Consider the following 20,785-nt stretch of genomic DNA (forward strand, 5'->3'; position numbering starts at 1 on the left):
AAGCGCATCGGTCACCACCAGCACGGCGGCGGCGATGGCAACGATCAACAGCGCGATGAGCGGACGGGCGCCGTTGGCGCCGGCGCGTGCGGCCTGGATCTGGCCGAAAAGAACCTCGGCGCGACGCACGCCGGGATGGACAGTGGGTTGGTCAACGTGAACGAAGCTGGTCATGATCTCCTCCTGGGACGTTGGTAATCAGTGGTGGCGAACAAGGCCTATGCCGTGATATTAGGGCTTACCCTAGTACGATTCCACTTTATATTTCTGATGTTTATCATTCACAAGGCTGATGGACGTCAACTTTCGCACGCTCGACCTCAACCTGCTCCGCGTCTTCGACGAGGTAATGGCAGAGCGCAACCTCACGCGCGCTGCCCGCAATCTGTCGATCACCCAGCCCGCGGTGAGCAATGCGCTACGGCGCCTGCGCGATGTACTGGGAGACGAACTGGTGCGCCGCTCCGGTGCCGGCGTCGAGCCCACGCCCCGGGCGCTGGCGCTCTGGCCGACGGTGCGCGACGCGCTACGCCAGCTGCAACACACGCTGGCGCCCGGCGAGTTCGATGCCGCCACGGCCGACACAACCTTCCTGCTGGCCATGGCCGACGCAACGGCAGCCGAGCTCATTCCAGGCCTCGTGCAGATCGCCGAAAAAGAAGCGCCCGCCATCTCGCTGCGCGTGCTGCCGCTGACCACGCGCGACCCGCGTCGCATGCTCGAGCTCGAAGAAGTCGACATGGCCGTCGGCTACTTTCCGGCCGTGATCGCCAGCCTCGCGGCGCGAGGCCAGTCGGGCGTGGGCGTTGCGTTCGAGACCCAGCGGCTCTACCTGGGCCAATACGTATGCGTGATGCGCCGTGGCCATCCGCTGGCGGATGCGCCCCTCACGCTAGACGACTACTGCGCGGCGCGGCACCTGCTCGTGAGTTTTTCAGGGCGGCCTTACGGCTTCATCGACCAGACACTGGGAGCCATGGGGCGCGAGCGGCGCATCGTGGTGACGGTGAACCAGTTCTTCACCGCGGGCCGGGTGGTGGCCAATTCAGACCTGTTGACCGTGCTGCCGCGTCACTTCGTGACAGTCACCGGCATCGACGATCAACTGGTGCTGCGCGACCTGCCCTTCGACCAGCCGCCGGTGCACGTGGATGCCATCTGGCACCGGCGCGCCCAGCATGGGCATTCGCACGAGTGGCTGCGCACGGCGCTGTTGCGCTCGGCAGCCGCGGCTTTCGCCGGATCGGTCCTCGGGCAGAGGGTGCCCGACTGACCTGCTAACTCGTCGGCCGCTCAGCGGACGACGCTGAGCCAGGCCGAGGCGGCGGCGCGCAGTTCCTGCGCGTGGTGAGCTCCGCGACCGGCGCGCATGTCGGCGCTTTCCATCAGTGCTGCGGCGTGGCTGGCCGGGGCGTTGACAGTCGAGGAACGGAAGAAACGTGCCACTTGGGCGATGAGGCTGAACATGGTGTTGCGCGGCTTGTGGCCGTGCTCTGAGTGGTTGATGTACCAAGAATAAGGGTTATCCCTAACACTACAACCTCAACCTTATGCGCTTCATGCATGGGTCAATTCCCCTAGACTGGTCCGACGATGAAGTTGCAACTGCTGTCCGACCTTCACCTGGAGTCCCACCCCCGCTTCCATGCCGAACCCGTGCCGGGCGCCGACATGCTGATCCTGGCGGGCGACATCGGCTCCTACCAGCAAGGCTCCCGCCTGACCGGCACCGACTTCGGCCTGGGCCGCTTCTCTCCCCGTAACGGCTGGCCGACGCCCGTGATCTACGTGCCGGGCAACCACGAGTACGACAACGTCGACTTCGACGAAACCCACGACCGCCTGCGCACCCTGTGCGACGAGCTCGGCATCCTCTGGCTAGAACGCGAAACCCGCGTCATCGACGGCATCCGCTTCATCGGCACCACGCTCTGGGCCGACTTCGACGCGCTGGCCACTCCCACAGACAGCCTCGCCGAAGCACTCAAGAAACGGGGCAAGGCGATGCGCGCGGCCGATTTCTACCTTGAAAAAGCAGCCACCATGCGTAACGGCCAGCTGTTCCTCGCCGCCCAGTTGCGGGAGCAGGCGCTCGCCTGCCAGGCCTGGCTCGAGCAGGCCCTGGCCGAGCCCTTCGAGGGCACCACGGTCGCCATCACGCATTTCGCGCCCAGCCTCGACAGCGGCGATCCGCGCTACGGACTGACTCCCGGCACGGCTGGTTTCTGCAATGCGCTCGACGCGCTGCTCCCCCACGCCAGGCTGTGGCTGCACGGCCATCTGCACTGCCCGTCCGATTACGTGAAGAACGGCTGCCGCGTCGTAGCCAACCCGCTGGGCTACGCACGCAACGGCGAACAGGAAGGCTTCAAGCCCCACCTGCTGATCGACATCCGCTGAAAAGGCGCACGGCACGTCCGCGTGCGCTGTAACGGCCGGCAACGCACTGGCCGTGCCCGCTGTGTAGACTGCAAGAGGCCCACCCATCCACCCGGAGGAGAGCGCCATGACGCAACAGCAACAACAACGTCGGACTTTCCTCCAACAGTCGGCCGGCCTCGCAGCCGCCACCGGCATGCTCTCCTTCTGGCCCAAGGCATCGGCCCAGGCGCCCGAGACGGGCGCCAAGGCGATGGGCCAGTCGTCGATCACCGAGTTGTCGCGCCGCCTCGCAACCGGCTCTGCCAGCAGCAGCCAGCTGGTGGAAGAAGCACTCTCAGCCATCCAGAATCCTGCCGGCGAAGGCGCGCGCGCCTTCATCCGCGTGCACGCCGATTCGGCTCGTGCCGCCGCAGCCCGGCTCGACGCCGACCGCAAGGCGGGCCGCCCCGCGGCTTCGCAGGTCTCCGGCATCCCGATCTCGCTCAAGGATCTGTTCGACGAAGCCGGCGTCACCACGCTCGGCGGCTCGACCGTGCTGGCCGGCCAGCCACCGGCAGCGCGCGACGCCATCGTGGTCGAGCGGCTGCGGCGCGCCGGCGCGATCATCATCGGGCGCACCAACACGGTCGAGTTCGCCTACACCGGCCTCGGCATCAATCCGCACTACGGCACGCCGAAGAACGTCTACGACCGCGCGACCGGCCGCATCCCGGGCGGCTCGACCTCGGGCGGCGCGATCTCGGTGGCCGACGGCATGGCAGCCGGCGCCATCGGCACCGACACCGGCGGCTCGCTGCGCATTCCTTCGGCGCTCAACGGGCTCGTGGGCTTCAAGCCGACGCAGCGGCGCATTCCGCTCGATGGCGTGCTGCCGCTGTCGACCTCCTTCGATTCGGCCGGGCCGATCGCGTGGACGGTGGAAGACTGCGCCCTGCTCGACGCCGTGATGGCCGGCGAACTGCCGCGCCCGATCCGCGTGCCGCCGCTGCGAGGCCTGCGCTTCGCGGTGCCCAGGACCTTCTTCCAGGATGACCTGTCGCCGGCCGTGGCCGCGGCGTTCGCGGCGGCGCTGTCGAAGCTCTCCGCCGCCGGCGCCACGGTCACCGAACTGCCGATGGCCGAGTTCGCGAAGGCGCCCACCATCAATCCGCGCGGCATGATCACCGCCGCCGAGGCCTTCACCTGGCATCGCGAATTCATCAAGACCGGCGCCGCCAAGTACGACCCGCGCGTGCTGGCACGCATCAAGACCGGCGAGACCATCACCGCGCCCGACTACCTGCAGCTGCAGGCGCTGCGGCGCCAGTTCATCCGCTCGATCAACACCGCGGCCGCCGGCTACGACGCGATGCTGATGCCGACCACGCCCGATACCGCACCGACCATTGCCGAGGTGCTGAAGGACGACGACACCTACTACCGCATCAACGGCCGGATGCTGCGCAACCCGTCGGTGGTGAACCTGTTCGACGGCTGCGCGCTTTCCGTGCCTTGCCACGAGGCGGGCAGCGCGCCGGTCGGGCTGATGATCGCCGGCATCGGCAACACGGACCACCGGTTGCTGGCGGTCGGCTGGGCCGTCGAGGCCGCGGTGACGCCGCGGCGCGTGCTCAGCAGCTGAGCCGGGCCTTCAGCGGGAAGCCAGGCCCTCGAAGCAGGTCGCGAGCACCAGTTCGACGATCTGCTCGTCGGTCTGCAGCCCGCCGGCCTTGAGGAAGCCCAGCACCGGATCGCAGGCACGCGCGAACAGCGTGTAGAGCACGGCAATGGCCGGCAGCTTAGGGTTCAGCGAACCGTCGGCCTGCGCTGCCTGGATCCAGCCGCCGAGCTGATCGCTGATCGTCACCAGGCGGTCGAGGTAGGCGCGGTTGTTCATCAGCGCGGCGCGCAGGGTCGAGTTCTGGTGCGGCAGCGACGGCATCTCGCCGGCCAGCTGCACCTGCATCGACCACCGCACCACTGCGCGCAGCTTGGCGATCGGCTGGTCTTCGGGCGGCACGGTGGCCAGGAACTCGAGGGTGCGCTGCATGATGCGCACCATGGCCGCGGCGGCCAGATCTTCCTTGCTGGGAAAGTGCTTGTAGAGACTGGCCTTGGCGATGCCGACCGCGGCAGCCACCTCGTCGACCGTCATCGATTCGAAGCCTTTTTCGGCCAGCAGCCGGTTCGCGGTCTGCACGATGGCCTCCTCGCGGGCCTGCAGCATCTGTTCCTTGAACGAGGTCTTGGCGGGGGAAACGGCATTCATGCCGGAAATTCTAGTCTCGCGCGTCGCCAACCAGACGACGTGCCCGCCGAAATACTGATCAGTCTTTTACAGACCCATCAGTACGTTCAAGTGTTGCGGCCCTTGGAGACAAGGCGGATGCCCGGCATCAGCTCGGCCGCGAGTTCGGGCCGTTCCAGGGCGTAGTCGAGGTTCATGCGCGCGATCTCGACATGCTCCTCGCCCAGCGCCTGGGCGCGCGAGCCCTGTCCGCGCTCGATGGCCTGCACCATCGCGTGGTGCGTGCGGTGCGCCTGGCGCATCCACTGCTGGCCCTCTTCCATCGACGACTGCATCGGCAGCATCGCGCTGGGCGCGGCGAAGGGCTGGCCGCCGAGCATGTCCATCACCCGCTTGAGCGCGAGGTTGCCGCAGCCTTCAAGGATCAGCTTGTGGAAGCGGTCGTTCATCTCGACGTAGGCCGCGTAGTCGTCCAGATCCATGCTGGGCTTGTTGACAGCGCGGTCGCCGGCGTCCAGGCAATCCTTCAGGTCGCGCAGCAGCTGGCGCGGCGCGCCGTCCTCGGCCAGCAGGCGGGCGGCAAAGCCTTCGATCACGCCGCGCACGCGAATGGCATCGGCCACTTCCTGCGAGGTGAAGCGGCGCATCTGGTAGCCGCCGGAGGGCGATTGCTCGATCAGCCCTTCGTGCTCCAGGCTGGCCAGCGCCAGCCGCACCGGGGTGCGCGAAGCCTCGAGCTTCTCGGCCAGCGGGATCTCGGCCAGCCGCTCTCCGGGCACGAATTCGCCCTTGAGAATCATGTCGCGCAGCTGCACGAGCACGCGGGATTGTTGGGAGTCCATCGACGAATTCTAGGAGACGCGCCCCGCACTGCACGCAGCATATTTGCGCTGGCTCGGTTGTTGCATGCACTCCATGTAAACAAGTGTCAAAAACCGACGTTACGCTCAGCGTTAACCCTGATTTTTGGCGTTTCATGCCCCATTCGAGGGCAAAACCGCAGATACAAGTTTGACCGGAATCAGAGATCACCAAGACAATGCATACAGTTGCATGCAATGCCTGCAGATCCCTTTCCACAGACCCAAAGATGGAGCCCGCACGATGATCAGCGCCGAGCAGAACGTTTTTCTCACCCGCGTCGGACCCGGCGCGCCCGCCGGCAAGCTGCTGCGCCGCTACTGGCAGCCGGTGGCCTTGGCCGACGAGCTCGCCGGCCCGCGCCCGGTCAAGCCGGTGAAGCTCATGGGGCAGGACTTCGTCCTGTTCCGTGACGAGAGCGGCCAACTCGGCATGCTGGACCGCGACTGCCCGCACCGCGGCGCCGACCTCGCCTTCGGCCGGCTAGAAAACGGCGGCATCCGCTGCGCCTTCCACGGCTGGCTCTTCGATGCCAAGGGCAACTGCCTCGAGACCCCGGCCGAGCCCGCCACCAGCAAGCTGTGCAGCCGCATCAAACAGTCGGCCTATCCGGTGGTCGAGAAGGCCGGGACGATCTTCGCGTACATCGGCGAGGGCGAGCCCCCGGCGTTCCCCGACTTCGACTGTTTCGTCGCGCCCGACAGCCACACCTTCGCGTTCAAGGGCCTGTTCGAGTGCAACTGGCTGCAGGCGCTCGAAGTGGGCATCGACCCCGCGCACGCCTCTTACCTGCACCGCTTCTTCGAGGACGAAGACACCTCCGGGAGCTACGGCAAGCAGTTCCGCGGCGCCTCGGCCGACTCCGACATGCCCATCACCAAGGTGCTGCGCGAGTACGACCGCCCCGACATCAGCGTCGAATCGACCGACTACGGCTTCCGCCTGAAAGCGCTGCGCAAGCTGTCGGAAGACACCACCCACGTGCGCGTGACCAACGTGGTGTTCCCGCAGGCCTTCGTGATCCCGATGAGCGCCGAGATGACCATCTCGCAATGGCATGTGCCCGTGGACGACACGCACTGCTACTGGTACGCCATCTTCACCAGCTTCACCGGCCCGGTCGACAAGCAGCAGATGCGCGACCAGCGCCTGAAGCTCTACGAGCTGCCCGACTACACCTCGCGCAAGAACAAGCGCAACAACTACGGCTACAGCATCGAAGAGCAGCTCACCGAAACCTACACCGGCATGGGCGACGACATCAACGTGCATGACCAATGGGCGGTGGAGTCGCAAGGCGCCATCCAGGACCGCACGCGCGAGCACCTGGGCAGCACCGACAAGGGCATCGTCGCCTACCGCCGCCTTCTGGTGAAGGCCATCGAGGCCACGCTGGCCGGCGAAAGCGCACCGATGCTCATCGACGCCGCGCAGGCCAGCGCCATGACCGGCCCGCCCTCCATCGACGGCATCGGCCGCAACGTCAGCGACGAAGCCGCCACCGAGGCCTACTGGCAGGAAGCCGACCGCGCACGCCGGCTGAAGTCCGACTGGGCCTCGGCACGGCTCGCCGCCTGAAGCCCACGCCATGAGCAGCAGCAACAAATTCGTCGACCGCTTCGGTCTGTGGTCCGACGACCAGCACGCGCAGGCCAGGGAACTGGTGCGCCGCATCGACAGCGGCGAGGTCGACCTCGTGCGCTTCGCCTGGCCCGACCAGCACGGCATTCTGCGCGGCAAGACGCTGGTCGCCAGCGAGGCGCGCTCGGCCCTGTGGGAAGGCGTGAACCTCACTTCCACCCTGCTGGCCAAGGACACCTCGCACAAGACCGTGTTCCCGGTGTTCACCCAGGGCGGCGGCTTCGCCATCGAGGGCCTGCAGGGCGGCGCCGACTTCACCATCGTGGCCGACCCCGCCACGTTCAAGGTGCTGCCGTGGTCGCCGCGCACCGGCTGGGTGATGTGCGACGCCTACATGGCCGACGGCAAGCCCTGCCCCTTTGCCACGCGGCAGATCCTGCAGCGCGCGGTGCGCCAGCTCGACGAGCTGGGGCTGGACTTCATCGCCGGCCTCGAAGTGGAGTTCCACGTCTTCAAGCTCGACGACGCGCGCATGGGCCTGGCCGACTCGGGCCAGCCCGGCGAACCGCCGCGCGTGTCGCTGCTGTCGCACGGCCACCAGTACCTGACCGAGCTGCGCTACGACCGCGTCGACACGCTGATGGAGCTGCTGCGCTCTCAGCTCATGGCGCTCGGCCTGCCGCTGCGCTCGCTCGAGATCGAATTCGGCCCGAGCCAGTTCGAGCTGACTTTCGGCCCCACCGCCGGCGTGATGCCCGCCGACACCATGGTGCTGCTTCGCAGCGCCATCAAGCAGATCTGCCAGCGCAACGGCCTGCACGCCACCTTCATGTGCCGCCCGAAGATCCCGAACGTGATGTCCAGCGGCTGGCACCTGCACCAGTCGCTGCGCCGCAAGAGCGACGGCGTGAATGCGTTCATGCCGGAGACCGAGGGCCAGACCCTCAGCGAGATCGGCATGCACTACCTCGGCGGCCTCAAGGCGCACGCCTGCGGCGCGGCCGCGCTCGCGAGCCCCACCATCAACGGCTACCGGCGCTACCGCCCCTTCTCGCTGGCACCCGACCGCGCGATCTGGGCAAGAGACAACCGCGGCGCGATGCTGCGCGTGCTCGGCGGCGTGGGCCAGAGTGCCTCGCGCATCGAGAACCGCGTGGGCGAGCCGACGGCCAACCCGTACCTGTACCTGGCGTCGCAGCTCTTCTCGGGACTGGATGGCATCCGCCACAAGACCGACCCCGGGCCCTCGGCCGATGCGCCGTACGAAACGCCGGCGGAACAACTGCCGCGTTCGCTGGGCGACGCCCTCGCCTGCCTGCGCCGCGACGAGATGCTCAACGCGCAGATGGGCAAGACCTTCGTCGACTACCTCTGCCACATCAAGGAAGCGGAAATCGCCCGCTTCAATCTCGAAGTCAGCGAGTGGGAACACCGCGAGTATTTCGACATGTTCTAGAACCATGAGCCCCCCGGCTTTTCACTCCGCTTCGCTGCGTGTAACTCCACCCCCCAAGGGGGAGGCGCGGCCCGCCTTGGGGCGGCCCGGCGGCGGCCGCCATTTCTGTTGAGAACCCATGCCCACGATCCACTACATCCTCAAGGACGGCACCACGCGCGACGTCGACGCCAAGGTCGGCGCCAGCGTGATGGAAACCGCCATTCGCGGCAACGTGCGCGGCATCGATGCCGAATGCGGCGGCTGCTGCTCCTGCGCCACCTGCCACGTCTACGTGGACGACGCCTTCATCGACCTGCTGCCGCCGCCCGACGACATGGAAAGCGCACTGCTCGACGCCGTCGCATCGGAGCGCAGGCCCGGCTCGCGCCTGAGCTGTCAGCTCAGCATCACCGCGGCCTTCGATGGCCTCACGGTGCGCGTGCCCGATACCCAGGTCTGACGCTCCACTCGGGCATCATCGCCCGCTTTGCACATCCGGTTACACGACAGCGGCGCCCGAGGGGCGCATCCATTCCACCTGAAAGGCCTTTTCAAATGACGGCAATGACGATGACCAAGAGAACCCTCCTCTCGACCCTGCTGCTGGCGAGCTTCGGCGTGCTGGGCACGACCGCCGCGCAGGCGGCCGACGAGCCCCTGCGCATCGGCCTGATCGCGACCTACTCCGGCCCCTACGCCGACTACGGGCGCCAGTTCGACGCCGGCATCGCGCTCTACCTGAAGGAGCATGGCGGCAAGGTGGGCGGCCGCACGGTCGAGATCATCAAGAAGGACACCGCAGGCCCCGCGCCTGACGCCGCCAAGCGCATCGCGCAGGAACTGATCGTGCGCGACAAGGTGAGCGTGCTCACCGGCCTGGACTTCAGCCCCAACGCCTACGCCGTGGGCGCAATCGCCACGCAGGCCAAGATCCCGACCATCGTGATGAACGCCGCCTCCTCGGCCATCACCACCAGCTCGCCCTACGTGGCGCGCCTGTCGTTCACCGTGCAGCAGGTCACCGACCCGATGGCGCGCTACATGCTCAAGGAAGGCATCAAGGACGCCTACACCGTGGTCGCCGACTACGCCTCGGGCGTCGATGCGGAAACCGCCTTCAAGAAGACCTTCACCGCCGGCGGCGGCAAGGTGTCGGGCGAAGTGCGCACGCCGATGAACAACCCCGACTTCTCGGCCTACGTGCAGCGCATCAAGGACGCCAAGCCGCAGGCCGTGTTCTTCTTCTTCCCCTCGGGCGTGATGCCCCCGGCCTTCCTGAAGGTCTGGAAGGAACGCGGCATGGAGCAGGCCGGCATCAAGCTCTTCGCCACTGGCGAGGCCACCGACGACAGCTACCTCGACGCCACCGGCGACGTGGCGCTGGGCCTGGTCACCAGCCATCACTACTCGTTCGCGCATCCCTCGCCCAAGAACCAGAAGTTCGTGAAGGACTTTGCCGCCGACAACGGCACCAAGCTGCGCCCCAGCTACTTCGCCGTGACCGCCTACGACGCGATGGCCGCCATCGACCTCGCGCTCGCCAAGACCAAGGGCGACACCGGCGGCGACAAGTTCATGGAGGCGCTGAAGGGCCTGAGCTTCGAGAGCCCGCGCGGCCCGATCGAGATCGACCCGGCCACGCGCGACATCGTGCAGACCGTCTACATCCGCAAGACCGAGCGCGTGAACGGCCAGCTGGTGAACGTCGAGTTCGACAAGTTCGACCGCGTGAAGGACCCGGCGAAGGAAGCCGCGGCCAAGTAAGCGCAAAGAACAGAAGCCAGCAGTCAGCCAGCGAGCGGGAAATTCATGGGCATCGTGATCTTCGATGGAGTGGCCTACGGCATGCTCCTGTTCCTCATCGGCGTGGGCCTGTCCATCACGATGGGGCTCATGAATTTCGTCAACCTCGCGCACGGCAGCTTCGCGATGGTCGGCGGCTACGTGGCCGCCGTGCTGATGAACCACTTCGGGCTCGGCTTCGGCCTCTCGCTGGCGGCGGCCTTCGTGGCGGCGGCGCTGGTGGGCGCTGTGCTGGAGTTCGTGTTCTACCGCCGGCTGTACCGCGCGCATCCGCTCGACCAGGTACTGCTGTCGATCGGCGTGGTGTTCGTGTCGATCGCCGCCTTCACCTATTTCTTCGGCCCGACGATGCAGCCCTTCACGCTGCCGCCGGCGCTCGACGGGCAGGTGTCGCTGCTGGGCCTGGAAGTGGGCCGCTACCGGCTGTTCCTGATCGTCTGCGGCGTGGCCGTGCTGGCCGCGCTGCTGCTGGGCCTGGGCAAGACCCGCTACGGCGCGATGGTGCGCGCGGCGGTGGACAACCAGCGCGTGGCCGGCGGCACCGGCATCCACGTGCAGCGCCTGTTCTTCCTGACCTTCTCGCTGGGCTGCGGCCTCGCCGGCCTGGGCGGCGCGCTGAGCCTGGGCATGCTGGGGCTGGAGCCGTCGTTCCCGCTCAAGTACCTCGTGTACTTCCTGATGGTGGTGTGCGTGGGCGGTGCGGGCACCGTCACCGGGCCGTTCGTCGCGGCGCTGCTTGTCGGCATCGTCGACGTGGCGGGCAAGTACTACCTGCCCGAAGCCGGCGCCTTTCTCATCTACGTCTTCATGATCGTCATGCTGCTGGTGCGGCCCAACGGCATCGTCGCCAAGAAGGGGCTTGCATGAAAGCCCTCACCGTCTCTCCCGCGCAGCTGCGCGCCGCGGAAGCCGTCTTCTGGATCGCGCTTGCGTCGAGCTTCTTCCTGCTGCCCGACAAGCTCACGCTGATGAGCCAGATCATGATCTTCGGCCTGTTCGCGGTGTCGCTCGACATGGCGCTGGGCTACGCGGGCATCCTCACCGTCGGCCATGCCGCGTTCTTCGGCGCCGGCGCCTACGCGGCCGGGCTGCTCGCCAAGTACGGCTGGAGCGAGCCCTTCACTGGCCTCGCGTTCGCGCTGGTCGTCAGCGGCCTGCTGGGCTACGCACTGAGCTACCTCGTGGTGCGCGGGGCCGACCTCACGCGGCTGATGATCACCATCGGCGTGTGCGTGCTGCTGTTCGAGGTGGCCAACCGGCTCTCGGGCATCACCGGCGGCACCGACGGGCTGCAGGGCGTGGTCATCGCGCCGGTGCTCGGCCTGTTCGACTTCGACCTCTACGGCAAGACCGCCTTCTGCTATGCCTTCGGCGTGGTGCTCGCGATGTTCCTGCTGGTGCGGCTGGTGCTGCGCTCGCCCTTCGGGCTGGCGCTGCGCGGCATCCACGACAGCCGCAAGCGCATGCTGGCCATCGGCTCGCCGGTGGAAGCGCGGCTGCGCATGGCCTACGCCTTCTCGGCCGCGGTGGCCGGCGTGGCGGGCGCGCTGCTGGCGCAGACCACGCAGTTCGTCGGCATCGAGTCGATCGGCTTCAACCGCTCGGCCGAGGTGCTCATCATCCTGGTGCTGGGCGGCACCGGCCGGCTGTACGGCGGCATGATCGGCGCCATCGTCTACATGCTGGTGCACGACTGGTTCGCGGACATGAATCCGCAGTACTGGATGTTCTGGCTCGGCATCTTCCTGATCGCGGCGGTCATGCTGGGGCGCGGCGGCATCATGGGCGCGCTGTCGCGCTTCGTTCGCACGGGGAAGGCGCGATGAGTTCCACCACAACGCACACCCTGCGCACCCAGGGCCTGGGCATCCGCTTCGGCGCGTTCCAGGCGGTGAGCGACGTGAATCTTTCGCTCGAGCCCGGCGCGCGCCAGGCGCTTATAGGTCCCAACGGCGCGGGCAAGACCACGCTCATCAACCTGCTCACCGGCGTGTTCAAGCCCACCAGCGGATCGATCCACATGGGCGACCGCGACCTCACCCGCCTGTCCGCCGACAAGCGCGCGCGCATGGGCCTGGCGCGCACCTTCCAGATCAACACGCTGTTCCCCAGCCTCACGCCGCTGCTGTCGGTGGTGCTGGCGATCAGCGAGCGCGAAGGGCTGGGCGCCACATGGTGGCGGCCGCTGAAGGGCTGCACCGCCGTGTTCGACGAGGCGCATGCGCTGCTGGGCACGCTCAGGCTCGACAGCCTGGCCGACGTGCCCGTGTCCGAGCTGGCCTACGGCAAGCAGCGGCTGCTCGAGATCGCGCTGGCGCTGGCCGCCAAACCCCGCATCCTGCTGCTCGACGAGCCCGCCGCCGGCGTGCCGCAGGACGAGAGCGGCGAGCTGTTCGAGGTCATCGCGGCACTGCCGCAAGACATCAGCGTGCTGTTCATCGAGCACGACATGAAGCTCGTCTTCCGCTTCTCGCGCCGCATCTCGGTGCTGGTCGGCGGACGCATCCTCACAGAGGGAACGCCCTCGGAAATCAGCGCCGACCCGCGCGTTCGCGAGGTCTACCTGGGAACATCGCATCACCATGCCTGAAGCACTCGCCTTCGACCGCGTCACCGCCGGCTACGGCAATGCGGTCGTGCTCGACCGACTCGACTTTTCGCTGCAGCAGGGCGAAAGCCTCGCCATCCTCGGGCGCAACGGCGTGGGCAAGACAACGCTGCTCGAAACGCTGATGGGCAACACCCGCGTGATGCAGGGCGCGATCCGCTGGCAGGGCGCGGACATCACGCGCTGGCCGTCGCACCAGCGCGTGCGCGCCGGGCTGGGCTGGGTGCCGCAGGAGCGCGAGGTGTTCCCCTCGCTCACGGTGGAAGAAAACCTCACGGTGATCTCGCGGCTCGGCGGCTGGAACCTGAAGCGCGTCTACGACTTCTTCCCGCGCCTGCGCGAGCGGCGCGGCAACTACGGCAACCAGCTCTCGGGCGGCGAACAGCAGATGCTCGCCATCGGCCGCGCACTGATGACCAACCCCAGGCTGCTGCTGCTCGACGAGCCGATGGAAGGCCTCGCGCCGATCATCGTGGAAGAGCTGGCGGCCGCCATCCGCCGGCTGTGCGAGGCCGAAGGGCTGGCCTCGATCGTGGTCGAGCAGCACCCGGTGCTGGCGCTGGAGATGACGCACAAGGCCATCGTGCTGGAGCGCGGCACCGTGGTGCATGCCGGGCTCAGCAGCGAGCTGGCGGCAGACCAGGAACTGCTCGAGGGCTTGTTGGGCGTGGGGGTCTGATCGGGGAGATCAGCTGAGCATCTGGCCGCGGCTGCCGATCACCGCAACATCGACGAACTGGCCGCCTTCGCGGTTGCTGCGGCCGTAGTTGATCTTCACCCCGCCCAGGTCGAAGCTCTCGATGCTGGCCAGCCCCGACATCACCGACGCGCGCGTCAGCGAACCACCGGCGCGGCGCATGCCCTCGGCCAGCACGGCGGCGTTGATGTAGCCCTCGAGGCTGGTGAGCGAGAACTCCTTGATGCCGCTGGCCACCATGTCGGCCTGGTAGCGGCGCACGATCTCGAACTTGGTCGAATACGGCGAAGGCACCACGATCACGAAGCCCAGGCCCCTGGCCAGGTCGCCCATGGCCGACAGCGCACTGGCCGTGATCGAAAGGCCGTAGGCCGAGCTGCTGTTGCCCGCCTCGCGCAGCGCCTTCAGGAACACCGGCGCGGTACCGGCCAGCCCGACCACCACCACCTGCGGCTTGGCCTTGGCGATGGCTTCGGCGGCGGGCCCCACTTCCATGCTGGTGGTGTTGGGCGTGGTCGCGATTACCGCCGGCTCCAGCTTGGCCTTGGCCAGCGCAGCCTTGAAGGCCGCCAGCACCGACTGCCCCAGCGGATCGTTCGAATGCACGAGGCCGATGCGGCTCTGGCCCAGCACGGCGGCGGTGCTCACGAGCTTGTCGACTTCCTGGTCGTAGTTGGCACGCACCCAGAAGGTGTTGGGCGAGTTCTTCTTGCGCAGCGCGATGGTGCCGGTGATGGGGCCCACCACGGCCATGCCGGGCACCGCGTCCATCACCTCGGCGGTCTGGCGCGTGCCCAACGGGTGCACCAGCGCGAGCACGGAGCTGTCTTTCTCGAAGGCCAGCGCGTTGGCCTTGGCCACTTCAGGCTTGAAGGTGTCGTCGGCCATCACGAGTTCGACCTTGGTGCCGTTGATGCCCCCTGCCTTGTTCAGCGCCGCGAAGAAAGCGCTCGAACCCTGGTAGAGCCCCTGGCCGTTGGCCTTCTCGACACTGCTGTTGTCGAAGGTGGTCCCGACGCGAACCGGCCTGTTTTGCGCCAGCGCCGGAAATCCCAGCCCTGCGGCGGCGGTTGCTGCCAGTCCGGTCAGCGCACGCCGACGGCTGGTGGAAAGCGGCGCAATCGACTCGCGCGGCACGGGAACGGTCATGATCGAAGTCTCCAGATGGGGATGTTTTGGTGACAAAAACTCACATTCTTTCAAGGAATGTAACGCACCTTCCCTCCACCTGGAATGACAACCACGGCTGCTTCGCTACAGCAGTTCCTCGCCCACGATGGGCAGCAGCAGCCAGTTCTTGAAGCGCAGCCAGAGGAATTCGCCGGGCTCGTCCTCGTGCACGATGTCGCCGCCGGCGTCGTCGTACTCCAGCCACTGCACGCGCCGGCCGTCGGGCCCCAGGCGCAGCCGGTAGCCGAGGTTGACGCGCTCGCCGCCCATGAGCCTGTCGTAGTCCTTCACCAGCTCGGGACTGTCGATGACCAGCCCCATCTCGGTGTTGACCGCGGCCGAGCGGTGGTCGAGGTTCATCGAGCCGACGAAGAAGCGCTCGTCGTCCACCACCGCGAGCTTGGCATGCAGCCGGCTGATCGACTTGCCGAAGTCGCCGAAGCGCCCCGAACGCCCGGTGAGCGTGGGCGCGATCTCGTAGATGGTGACGCCGATCTTGAGCATGTCGGCGCGGTAGCGTTCGTAGCCGGCGTAGGCCAGCGGTTCGTCGGTGGCGCCCAGCGAGTTCGTGACCACCGTGATGCGCCCGCCGCGCTCGATGGCCGCCTTCATCATCGCCATGCCGTGCGCGCCCGGAATGAAATACGGCGAGCCGATCTTCACCTCGCGCTTCGCCGAATTGATGACGCCCAGCGCGCCCTCGGTCACGCTGCCGGCGTAGGCGGCGTCGGGCTTGCGCGTGATCTTCTCGGGGTCGTCCACGAACAACGTGGACGGCGCCCAGTAGCGCTCCACATTGCCGGCAATCAGCTGCTGCCCCACCGGCGACTTGTCGAGCACGTCGCGCTGGTGCATGGCCACGTCGGGCACCGCCGTGCGCGCGATGGCGTCGAAGCGCTTCTGCGCCTCTTCCACCGGCATGCGCAGCGGCGCGATCTGCTCGATGGGGCGTACGTGCTCGCTGTTCCAGTAGCGGTCGAAGCCGGCGGACATCTGGCGCACCACCGGGCCGCTGGACAGCACGTCCATGTCGATGAAATTGGCGGCCGTGCTGCGCATGAAGTACTCGTTGGCGATGTTGCGGCCGCCCGACACCGCGAAGCTGTTGTCGGCCACCAGCAGCTTGTTGTGCATGCGGTGGTTGATGCGGCCGAAGTCGGTCAGCGAGAACAGCAGCCGCGTGGCCAGCGAATCGGCGCGCGATGGCAGCGGGTTGAACAGCCGCACCTCGATGTTCGGGAACGCCGACAGCGTGCTGAACACCTCGTCCTCGCCCGCCGTGTAGAGGTCGTCCACCAGCAGGCGCACGCGCACGCCGCGCGCGGCGGCCTCGCGCAGCTCCTTGAGGAAAAGCAGGCCGACGTCGTCTTTCTGGATCAGGTAGTACTGCACGTCGAGCGACTTCTCGGCGTGCCGCGCGAGCGAGATGCGCGCGTCGAACGCGAAGGCCGCCTCCGGCAGCAGCCGGAAGCCCGACAGCGACGTGGATCCGCCCGGCGTTCCCTGGGCCGCGAGTTGCGCCAGTTCGGTCTGCGACACGTCCGCGGCCGTGAAGGCGGTGGCCACGGGCATCGGCTTGCCCGGCGGCAGGCTCACGCAGCCGGAGAGCCAGAGGGAGGCCGCGCCCAGTGCCAGGGCGGCAAGTCGGCGGAGGTTGGCAGCACGCATGGGCCGAACTTTAGCTCGCCGCGGCCCGGCGCGTTCAGCGCCCTATGATCGGCCCGCACAAAAGGGAAAAGAAACGTGCTCAACGGCTTGTGGCTGGGTTTCTTCGGGGTGGCGGCGCTGGCCGCGCTGGGGCGTTGGCTCGTCGGCGGCGACCCGACGGTGTTCGCGGCGCTGGTCGAAAGCCTGTTCGCGATGGCGCGGCTCGCGGTCGAGGTGATGGTGCTGCTGTTCGGCACGCTCACGCTGTGGCTGGGCTTCCTGCGCATCGCCGAGGCGGCGGGGCTGGTCGGCTGGCTGGCGCGGCTTTTGGGGCCGCTTTTCCGGCGCCTGATGCCGGGCGTGCCGCCCGGGCACCCGGCGCTCGGCCTCATCACCATGAACTTCGCCGCCAACGCGCTCGGGCTGGACAACGCCGCCACGCCCATCGGCCTGAAGGCCATGCGCGAACTGCAGCGGCTCAACCCCGACCCGGTGACGGCCACCAACGCGCAGATCCTGTTCCTGGTGCTGAACGCCTCGTCGCTCACGCTGCTGCCCGTGACCATCTTCATGTACCGCGCGCAGCAGGGCGCCGGCGACCCGACGCTGGTGTTCCTGCCGATATTGCTGGCCACCAGCGCCTCGACGCTGGTCGGGCTGCTCACGGTGGCGGTGGCGCAGCGCCTGCGCCTGTGGGACCCGGTGGTGCTGGCCTACCTGTTGCCCGGCGCGCTGCTGCTGGGCGGCTTCATGGCGCTGCTGGGCACGCTGTCGGCGGCGGCCATCGCGTCGCTGTCGTCGCTGCTGGGCAATCTCACGCTGTTCGGCGTGATCGTGGTGTTCCTGCTGGCCGGGGCCATCAGGCGCATCAAGGTGTACGAGTGCTTCATCGAAGGCGCCAAGGAAGGCTTCGACATCGCGAAGAACCTGCTGCCGTACCTGGTCGCGATGCTGTGCGCGGTCGGCGTGCTGCGCGCCTCGGGTGCGCTCGACTTCGCGTTGAACGGCCTGCGCTGGCTGGTGACCGCGGGCGGCTTCGACGCCCGCTTCGTCGACGCCATGCCCACGGCGCTGGTCAAGCCCTTCTCGGGCAGCGCGGCGCGAGCGATGCTGATCGAGACCATGAAGAGCCAGGGCGTCGACAGCTTCCCGGCGCTGGTGGCCGCCACCCTCCAGGGCAGCACCGAGACCACTTTCTACGTGCTGGCGGTGTACTTCGGTGCGGTCGGCATTCAGCGCACGCGGCATGCGGTGTCTTGCGCGTTGCTTGCCGAGCTGGCCGGGGTGGTTGCTGCGGTCGCAGTCTGCTACTGGTTCTTCGGCTGAGCCCTCGGCTCCACCACAGGAAACATCGGCTCGAAGGTATCGAGCATCGACATCAGCTCGGCCAGCTTGGACCGGTCCCCTTCAATCTTCACCTTCCCGGTCAGCACTGCAGCCGGAAAGCTCGTCTCCTTCAGCGTCACCGCATCGAGCGTGGCCCGGCTCAACGTCACCGTCGCGTCCGCCCCCGACTGTTGGCCTGCTATGTGCGTCAAGGCAGAGTTTTCCAGCGTCAACACGAACTGCTGGTTCGAATCGGTGAAGTTCCAGTTGATGACCAGCTTCTTGCCCTCCGCCTTGGCCGCGTCGAGCCGCACGCCCAGGAAGTCGAAGAACAGGTCGTTGCTCACCGCCTTGAGCGTGTCAGCGTTCGCGCTGCTGCCTCCCGGAATCTTCGGCACGCCGTTGCGCAGCTCCATCGCGCCCACCAAATAGGCGCTGCGCCATGTGCCGGCCTCCGACTGATAGCCCAGCTGCTCCAGCGCATCGGCGCCCAGCTCGCGGGCCGCGCGGTTCGACGGGTCGGCGTACACCACCTGGTTCATCGCGCTGGCCACCCAGCGGAACTCGCCCTTCCTGAAATCCTCGCGCGCACGGGCAATCACCGCGTCGGCGCCGCCCATGTACTCGACCGTCTTCTTCGCATACGCCACCGGCGGCAAAGGGTCCAGGTTGGCGGGGTTGGCGTCATACCAGCCCAGGTACTTCTGGTAGACCGCCTTGGCGTTGTGGCGCAGCGTGCCGTAGTAGCCGCGCGCCGACCACTCCTGCGACAGGCTCGCGGGCATGTGCAGCGTCTCGGCGATGTCGGCCGCGGTGTAGCCCTGGTTCAGCAGGCGCAGCGACTGGTCGTTGATGAACTTGTACATGTCGCGCTGCTTCTTCAGCAGGTCGACGATGCGGTCCTGCCCGAAGGTGGGCCAGTGGTGCTGCGCGATCAGCACGTCGGCCTTGCCGCCGAAGGCCACGCGCGCCTCGTCGATGTACTTCGACCACAGGTTGCCGTCGCGCACCTCGGCGCCGCGGATCGTGTACAGGTTGTGCATGTTGTGCGTCACGTCTTCCGCCATGTTCAGCACGCGGAACTGCGGCAGGTACATGAGCATTTCGGACGGCGCCTCGGAGCCCGGCACCAGGTGGAACACGAACTGCACGCCGTCGATGGTGCGCGCCTCGGTCGGCTTGTCGATGCTGGCGGTGGGCGCGATCAGCGTGACCGTGCCGCGCGCCAGCGCCTTGCCCAGGCCCGTGTCGACCTGCCCGCGCACGCCCGGCGGCAGCAGCGAGCCGAACTGGTACTGCGAGCGCCGGCTCATCGCGTTGCCCGCGAGGATGTTCTCGGCCACCGCGGTTTCCATGAACCCGGCGGGCGCCAGCACCTGCACCTTGCCTGCGGCCACGTCGGCCTCGGTGGTCACGCCCTTCACGCCGCCGAAGTGGTCGGCATGGCCGTGCGAATAGATCACCGTGCCGACCGGCTTCCTCGGCCGGTGCTGGTAGTACAGGTCGAGCGCGGCGCGCGCGGTCTCGGCGGTGAGCAGCGGGTCGATGACGATCAGCGAGCTGTCGCCTTCGACGATGGTCATGTTCGCCAGGTCGAAGCCGCGCACCTGGTAGACCCGGTCCGTCACCTGGAACAGCCCGTGTATCGCGTTCAACTGCGCCTGCCGCCACAGGCTGGGGTTTACGGTGTCCGCAGGCGCGTCGGCCTTGAGGAAGTCGTAGGGCTTCATGCTCCACGCCGGGCGCGGGCCGGCGCCCGGCACCAGCGCGTCGGGCACGGTGGCGATGAAGCCGCGCATGGCGTCGTCGAAGTCGCCGCGGTCGGCGAAGGGCAGCGTCTTCGCCATGTCGGCGTTGGCCTGCAGCGTCGAAGGCTCGGGCGGCTTGGACGCCACCTGCGCCATGGCCGAAGCGGCGGCGAATGCACAGGCCAGTGCGACGAGTGCGCGGGGGAAGCGGGAGTGCGTCATGAGGTGTCTCGGTCTTCCGTGAAGGGTGCGGGCCGATTCTCGGAAGCCCCGGATGCATTGGCAAATGCAAAATATGCGCTTGCTTTTTAAGTGAAACGCAAAATGCAGCTACGCCAGCTCCAGCATCTCGTCGCCCTCGCGGACCAGGGCAGCTTCGGCCGTGCGGCCCAGGCCGTGCACCTGTCGCAGCCCGCGCTTTCGCGCAGCATCGACAACCTCGAAGAAGGCCTGCAGGCCCGCCTTATCGACCGCGCCTACGGCACCGTGCGCTTCACCCAGGCCGGCGAGCTGGTGCTGGCCCGCGCCCGCGAGCTGCTAGCCGACGCAGCGCAGATCGAGCGCGACGTGCTGCAGCTCGAAGGCCTGGCCATCGGCAGCCTCGCGGTGGGCCTCGGGCCCTTCGCGGCCGGCACGCTGGGGCGCATGGCCCTGTCGCTCATGGCCCAGCGCCATCCGCAACTGCTGATGCGCATGGAAGTGGCCGACACGGCCAGCCTGTGCGAGCGCCTGCACCGCCGCCAGCTCGACCTGTTCATCGCCGACACCCGCGACCTGAAGAAGCAGCCGGGCCTGAAGCTGACGCGGCTGCCCAATGTGCCGGTGTCGTTCTTCGTGCGGCCGAAGCACCCACTGCTCAGGCTGAAGCAGGTCACGCCCGAGAACCTCATGGGCTACCCCGTGGCAGGCCCGCAGTTGCCGGCCGAGGTGGCGGCGCAGTTCGACCGGCAGGCCAGGCGCGGCAAGGGCGTCAAGAACGGCAAGGACGCCGACCGCAGCCTGTTCAACGTGAGCTGCGACGACGCGGGCACGCTGCGGCACCTGGCGCTCACGGCCAACGCAGCCATCCTGGCGCCGCTGGCGCCCGCGCCGGGGCACGAAACCGGCGCGCTGGTGCCGCTGCCGGTGGCCGGCCTCACGGGCATGCAAACGCATTACAGCCTGGTGACGCTCGCAGGGCGTACCCTCTCGGCTGCGGCCACCGCCTATTCCCGGTTGGTGACCGAGTTGATGAGCCCTGCCAAGCAGCCCCCCGGTCGCTGAGCCAAAATGGCCTTCTGCCCTCCAAGCCCTTGCA

Annotated in this window: 20 protein-coding genes (1 of these 20 cut by a window edge); 13 read left to right on the top strand and 7 right to left on the bottom strand. The window is 67.7% G+C overall.

Annotated elements, in window-relative coordinates; genetic code table 11:
• A protein-coding gene (locus ACQY8B_RS23320; protein WP_422088882.1) for a hypothetical protein crosses the window boundary here: on the bottom strand, nucleotides 1-174 show its start. 369 nt of this gene lie to the left of the window's left edge; 174 of the gene's 543 nt are visible here — the first part of the coding sequence; the start codon lies at nucleotides 172-174; the stop codon falls past the left edge of the window.
• 118 nt (nucleotides 175-292) lie between these two features.
• On the opposite strand from ACQY8B_RS23320, the gene ACQY8B_RS23325 reads away from it, so the two are divergent.
• Nucleotides 293-1,273 (top strand): LysR family transcriptional regulator, encoded by a 981-nt coding sequence (locus tag ACQY8B_RS23325; protein ID WP_081267392.1) that lies wholly within the window; start codon nucleotides 293-295, stop codon nucleotides 1,271-1,273.
• Nucleotides 1,274-1,293: 20 nt separating this feature from the next.
• Here ACQY8B_RS23325 and ACQY8B_RS23330 read toward each other — a convergent pair whose 3' ends face one another.
• Entirely contained in the window at nucleotides 1,294-1,467 is a 174-nt protein-coding gene (locus tag ACQY8B_RS23330; RefSeq protein ID WP_237677699.1) for a hypothetical protein, read from the bottom strand.
• A 126-nt stretch (nucleotides 1,468-1,593) separates the two neighbouring features.
• Between ACQY8B_RS23330 and ACQY8B_RS23335 the strand changes: the two genes are divergently transcribed.
• Together ACQY8B_RS23335 and ACQY8B_RS23340 are read left to right on the top strand one after the other, a co-directional pair.
• The gene (locus ACQY8B_RS23335) at nucleotides 1,594-2,400 is read left to right on the top strand and encodes a metallophosphoesterase (RefSeq protein WP_422088883.1); all 807 of its coding nucleotides are present in this window, start codon (nucleotides 1,594-1,596) and stop codon (nucleotides 2,398-2,400) included.
• Nucleotides 2,401-2,506: 106 nt separating this feature from the next.
• Nucleotides 2,507-4,003, top strand: a complete 1,497-nt coding sequence (locus ACQY8B_RS23340; RefSeq protein WP_422088884.1) for an amidase — start codon at nucleotides 2,507-2,509, stop codon at nucleotides 4,001-4,003.
• A 9-nt stretch (nucleotides 4,004-4,012) separates the two neighbouring features.
• Here the strand turns inward: ACQY8B_RS23340 and ACQY8B_RS23345 are convergent, their stop codons facing one another.
• On the bottom strand, nucleotides 4,013-4,630 hold the full coding sequence (locus ACQY8B_RS23345; RefSeq protein WP_422088885.1) for a TetR/AcrR family transcriptional regulator: 618 nt from the start codon (nucleotides 4,628-4,630) through the stop codon (nucleotides 4,013-4,015).
• A gap of 86 nt (nucleotides 4,631-4,716) precedes the next feature.
• The gene (locus ACQY8B_RS23350) at nucleotides 4,717-5,451 is read right to left on the bottom strand and encodes a GntR family transcriptional regulator (protein ID WP_081267388.1); all 735 of its coding nucleotides are present in this window, start codon (nucleotides 5,449-5,451) and stop codon (nucleotides 4,717-4,719) included.
• Between the two features lie 262 nt (nucleotides 5,452-5,713).
• On the opposite strand from ACQY8B_RS23350, the gene ACQY8B_RS23355 reads away from it, so the two are divergent.
• From ACQY8B_RS23355 to ACQY8B_RS23390, 8 genes are all read left to right on the top strand, one after another.
• Nucleotides 5,714-7,048: a Rieske 2Fe-2S domain-containing protein gene (locus ACQY8B_RS23355; RefSeq protein ID WP_422088886.1), complete on the top strand. Its 1,335-nt coding sequence runs from the start codon at nucleotides 5,714-5,716 to the stop codon at nucleotides 7,046-7,048.
• A 10-nt stretch (nucleotides 7,049-7,058) separates the two neighbouring features.
• On the top strand, nucleotides 7,059-8,507 hold the full coding sequence (locus tag ACQY8B_RS23360) for a glutamine synthetase family protein (protein ID WP_422088887.1): 1,449 nt from the start codon (nucleotides 7,059-7,061) through the stop codon (nucleotides 8,505-8,507).
• Between the two features lie 118 nt (nucleotides 8,508-8,625).
• Entirely contained in the window at nucleotides 8,626-8,949 is a 324-nt protein-coding gene (locus tag ACQY8B_RS23365; protein ID WP_237677692.1) for a 2Fe-2S iron-sulfur cluster-binding protein, read from the top strand.
• A 104-nt stretch (nucleotides 8,950-9,053) separates the two neighbouring features.
• Nucleotides 9,054-10,253, top strand: a complete 1,200-nt coding sequence (locus tag ACQY8B_RS23370; protein WP_422088888.1) for an ABC transporter substrate-binding protein — start codon at nucleotides 9,054-9,056, stop codon at nucleotides 10,251-10,253.
• 45 nt (nucleotides 10,254-10,298) lie between these two features.
• Complete coding sequence (locus ACQY8B_RS23375; RefSeq protein ID WP_422088889.1) at nucleotides 10,299-11,159, top strand: branched-chain amino acid ABC transporter permease; 861 nt, start codon at nucleotides 10,299-10,301, stop codon at nucleotides 11,157-11,159.
• Nucleotides 11,156-12,118 (top strand): branched-chain amino acid ABC transporter permease, encoded by a 963-nt coding sequence (locus tag ACQY8B_RS23380; RefSeq protein ID WP_422088890.1) that lies wholly within the window; start codon nucleotides 11,156-11,158, stop codon nucleotides 12,116-12,118. Before ACQY8B_RS23375 ends, ACQY8B_RS23380 begins: the two co-directional genes overlap by 4 nt.
• The gene (locus ACQY8B_RS23385) at nucleotides 12,115-12,882 is read left to right on the top strand and encodes an ABC transporter ATP-binding protein (RefSeq protein WP_422088891.1); all 768 of its coding nucleotides are present in this window, start codon (nucleotides 12,115-12,117) and stop codon (nucleotides 12,880-12,882) included. The genes ACQY8B_RS23380 and ACQY8B_RS23385 overlap by 4 nt, the downstream gene beginning before the upstream one ends.
• Nucleotides 12,875-13,579, top strand: a complete 705-nt coding sequence (locus ACQY8B_RS23390; RefSeq protein ID WP_422088892.1) for an ABC transporter ATP-binding protein — start codon at nucleotides 12,875-12,877, stop codon at nucleotides 13,577-13,579. Before ACQY8B_RS23385 ends, ACQY8B_RS23390 begins: the two co-directional genes overlap by 8 nt.
• 9 nt (nucleotides 13,580-13,588) lie before the next feature.
• On the opposite strand, the gene ACQY8B_RS23395 is transcribed toward ACQY8B_RS23390, so the two are convergent.
• Together ACQY8B_RS23395 and ACQY8B_RS23400 are read right to left on the bottom strand one after the other, a co-directional pair.
• On the bottom strand, nucleotides 13,589-14,746 hold the full coding sequence (locus ACQY8B_RS23395) for an ABC transporter substrate-binding protein (protein ID WP_422088893.1): 1,158 nt from the start codon (nucleotides 14,744-14,746) through the stop codon (nucleotides 13,589-13,591).
• A gap of 105 nt (nucleotides 14,747-14,851) precedes the next feature.
• Nucleotides 14,852-16,435 (bottom strand): phospholipase D family protein, encoded by a 1,584-nt coding sequence (locus ACQY8B_RS23400; protein ID WP_422088894.1) that lies wholly within the window; start codon nucleotides 16,433-16,435, stop codon nucleotides 14,852-14,854.
• A 75-nt stretch (nucleotides 16,436-16,510) separates the two neighbouring features.
• Here ACQY8B_RS23400 and ACQY8B_RS23405 point away from each other — a divergent pair, with 75 nt between their 5' ends.
• Entirely contained in the window at nucleotides 16,511-17,740 is a 1,230-nt protein-coding gene (locus ACQY8B_RS23405) for a nucleoside recognition domain-containing protein (protein WP_422088895.1), read from the top strand.
• Here the strand turns inward: ACQY8B_RS23405 and ACQY8B_RS23410 are convergent.
• Nucleotides 17,722-19,710, bottom strand: coding sequence for an alkyl/aryl-sulfatase (locus tag ACQY8B_RS23410; protein WP_422088896.1), 1,989 nt, complete (start codon nucleotides 19,708-19,710; stop codon nucleotides 17,722-17,724). The two genes, ACQY8B_RS23405 and ACQY8B_RS23410, sit on opposite strands and share 19 nt — an antisense overlap.
• Before the next feature lie 102 nt (nucleotides 19,711-19,812).
• On the opposite strand from ACQY8B_RS23410, the gene ACQY8B_RS23415 reads away from it, so the two are divergent.
• On the top strand, nucleotides 19,813-20,751 hold the full coding sequence (locus ACQY8B_RS23415) for a LysR family transcriptional regulator (RefSeq protein WP_422088897.1): 939 nt from the start codon (nucleotides 19,813-19,815) through the stop codon (nucleotides 20,749-20,751).
• Nucleotides 20,752-20,785: the final 34 nt, after the last annotated feature.

The sequence above is a fragment of the Variovorax sp. genome (assembly GCF_965279555.1).
In the GTDB taxonomy this organism is placed as follows: Bacteria; Pseudomonadota; Gammaproteobacteria; order Burkholderiales; family Burkholderiaceae_C; genus Variovorax.

What these genes read in the sequence shown, in the direction of transcription:
- ACQY8B_RS23360 (WP_422088887.1), top strand. Translation starts at nt 7,059, where the DNA reads ATGAGCAGCAGCAACAAATTCGTCGACCGCTTCGGTCTGTGGTCCGAC.
- ACQY8B_RS23385 (WP_422088891.1), top strand. Translation starts at nt 12,115, where the DNA reads ATGAGTTCCACCACAACGCACACCCTGCGCACCCAGGGCCTGGGCATC.
- ACQY8B_RS23370 (WP_422088888.1), top strand. Translation starts at nt 9,054, where the DNA reads ATGACGATGACCAAGAGAACCCTCCTCTCGACCCTGCTGCTGGCGAGC.
- ACQY8B_RS23380 (WP_422088890.1), top strand. Translation starts at nt 11,156, where the DNA reads ATGAAAGCCCTCACCGTCTCTCCCGCGCAGCTGCGCGCCGCGGAAGCC.
- ACQY8B_RS23365 (WP_237677692.1), top strand. Translation starts at nt 8,626, where the DNA reads ATGCCCACGATCCACTACATCCTCAAGGACGGCACCACGCGCGACGTC.
- ACQY8B_RS23390 (WP_422088892.1), top strand. Translation starts at nt 12,875, where the DNA reads ATGCCTGAAGCACTCGCCTTCGACCGCGTCACCGCCGGCTACGGCAAT.
- ACQY8B_RS23355 (WP_422088886.1), top strand. Translation starts at nt 5,714, where the DNA reads ATGATCAGCGCCGAGCAGAACGTTTTTCTCACCCGCGTCGGACCCGGC.
- ACQY8B_RS23345 (WP_422088885.1), bottom strand. Translation starts at nt 4,630, where the DNA reads ATGAATGCCGTTTCCCCCGCCAAGACCTCGTTCAAGGAACAGATGCTG.
- ACQY8B_RS23335 (WP_422088883.1), top strand. Translation starts at nt 1,594, where the DNA reads ATGAAGTTGCAACTGCTGTCCGACCTTCACCTGGAGTCCCACCCCCGC.
- ACQY8B_RS23395 (WP_422088893.1), bottom strand. Translation starts at nt 14,746, where the DNA reads ATGACCGTTCCCGTGCCGCGCGAGTCGATTGCGCCGCTTTCCACCAGC.
- ACQY8B_RS23415 (WP_422088897.1), top strand. Translation starts at nt 19,813, where the DNA reads ATGCAGCTACGCCAGCTCCAGCATCTCGTCGCCCTCGCGGACCAGGGC.
- ACQY8B_RS23400 (WP_422088894.1), bottom strand. Translation starts at nt 16,435, where the DNA reads ATGCGTGCTGCCAACCTCCGCCGACTTGCCGCCCTGGCACTGGGCGCG.
- ACQY8B_RS23410 (WP_422088896.1), bottom strand. Translation starts at nt 19,710, where the DNA reads ATGACGCACTCCCGCTTCCCCCGCGCACTCGTCGCACTGGCCTGTGCA.
- ACQY8B_RS23375 (WP_422088889.1), top strand. Translation starts at nt 10,299, where the DNA reads ATGGGCATCGTGATCTTCGATGGAGTGGCCTACGGCATGCTCCTGTTC.
- ACQY8B_RS23350 (WP_081267388.1), bottom strand. Translation starts at nt 5,451, where the DNA reads ATGGACTCCCAACAATCCCGCGTGCTCGTGCAGCTGCGCGACATGATT.
- ACQY8B_RS23340 (WP_422088884.1), top strand. Translation starts at nt 2,507, where the DNA reads ATGACGCAACAGCAACAACAACGTCGGACTTTCCTCCAACAGTCGGCC.
- ACQY8B_RS23325 (WP_081267392.1), top strand. Translation starts at nt 293, where the DNA reads ATGGACGTCAACTTTCGCACGCTCGACCTCAACCTGCTCCGCGTCTTC.
- ACQY8B_RS23330 (WP_237677699.1), bottom strand. Translation starts at nt 1,467, where the DNA reads ATGTTCAGCCTCATCGCCCAAGTGGCACGTTTCTTCCGTTCCTCGACT.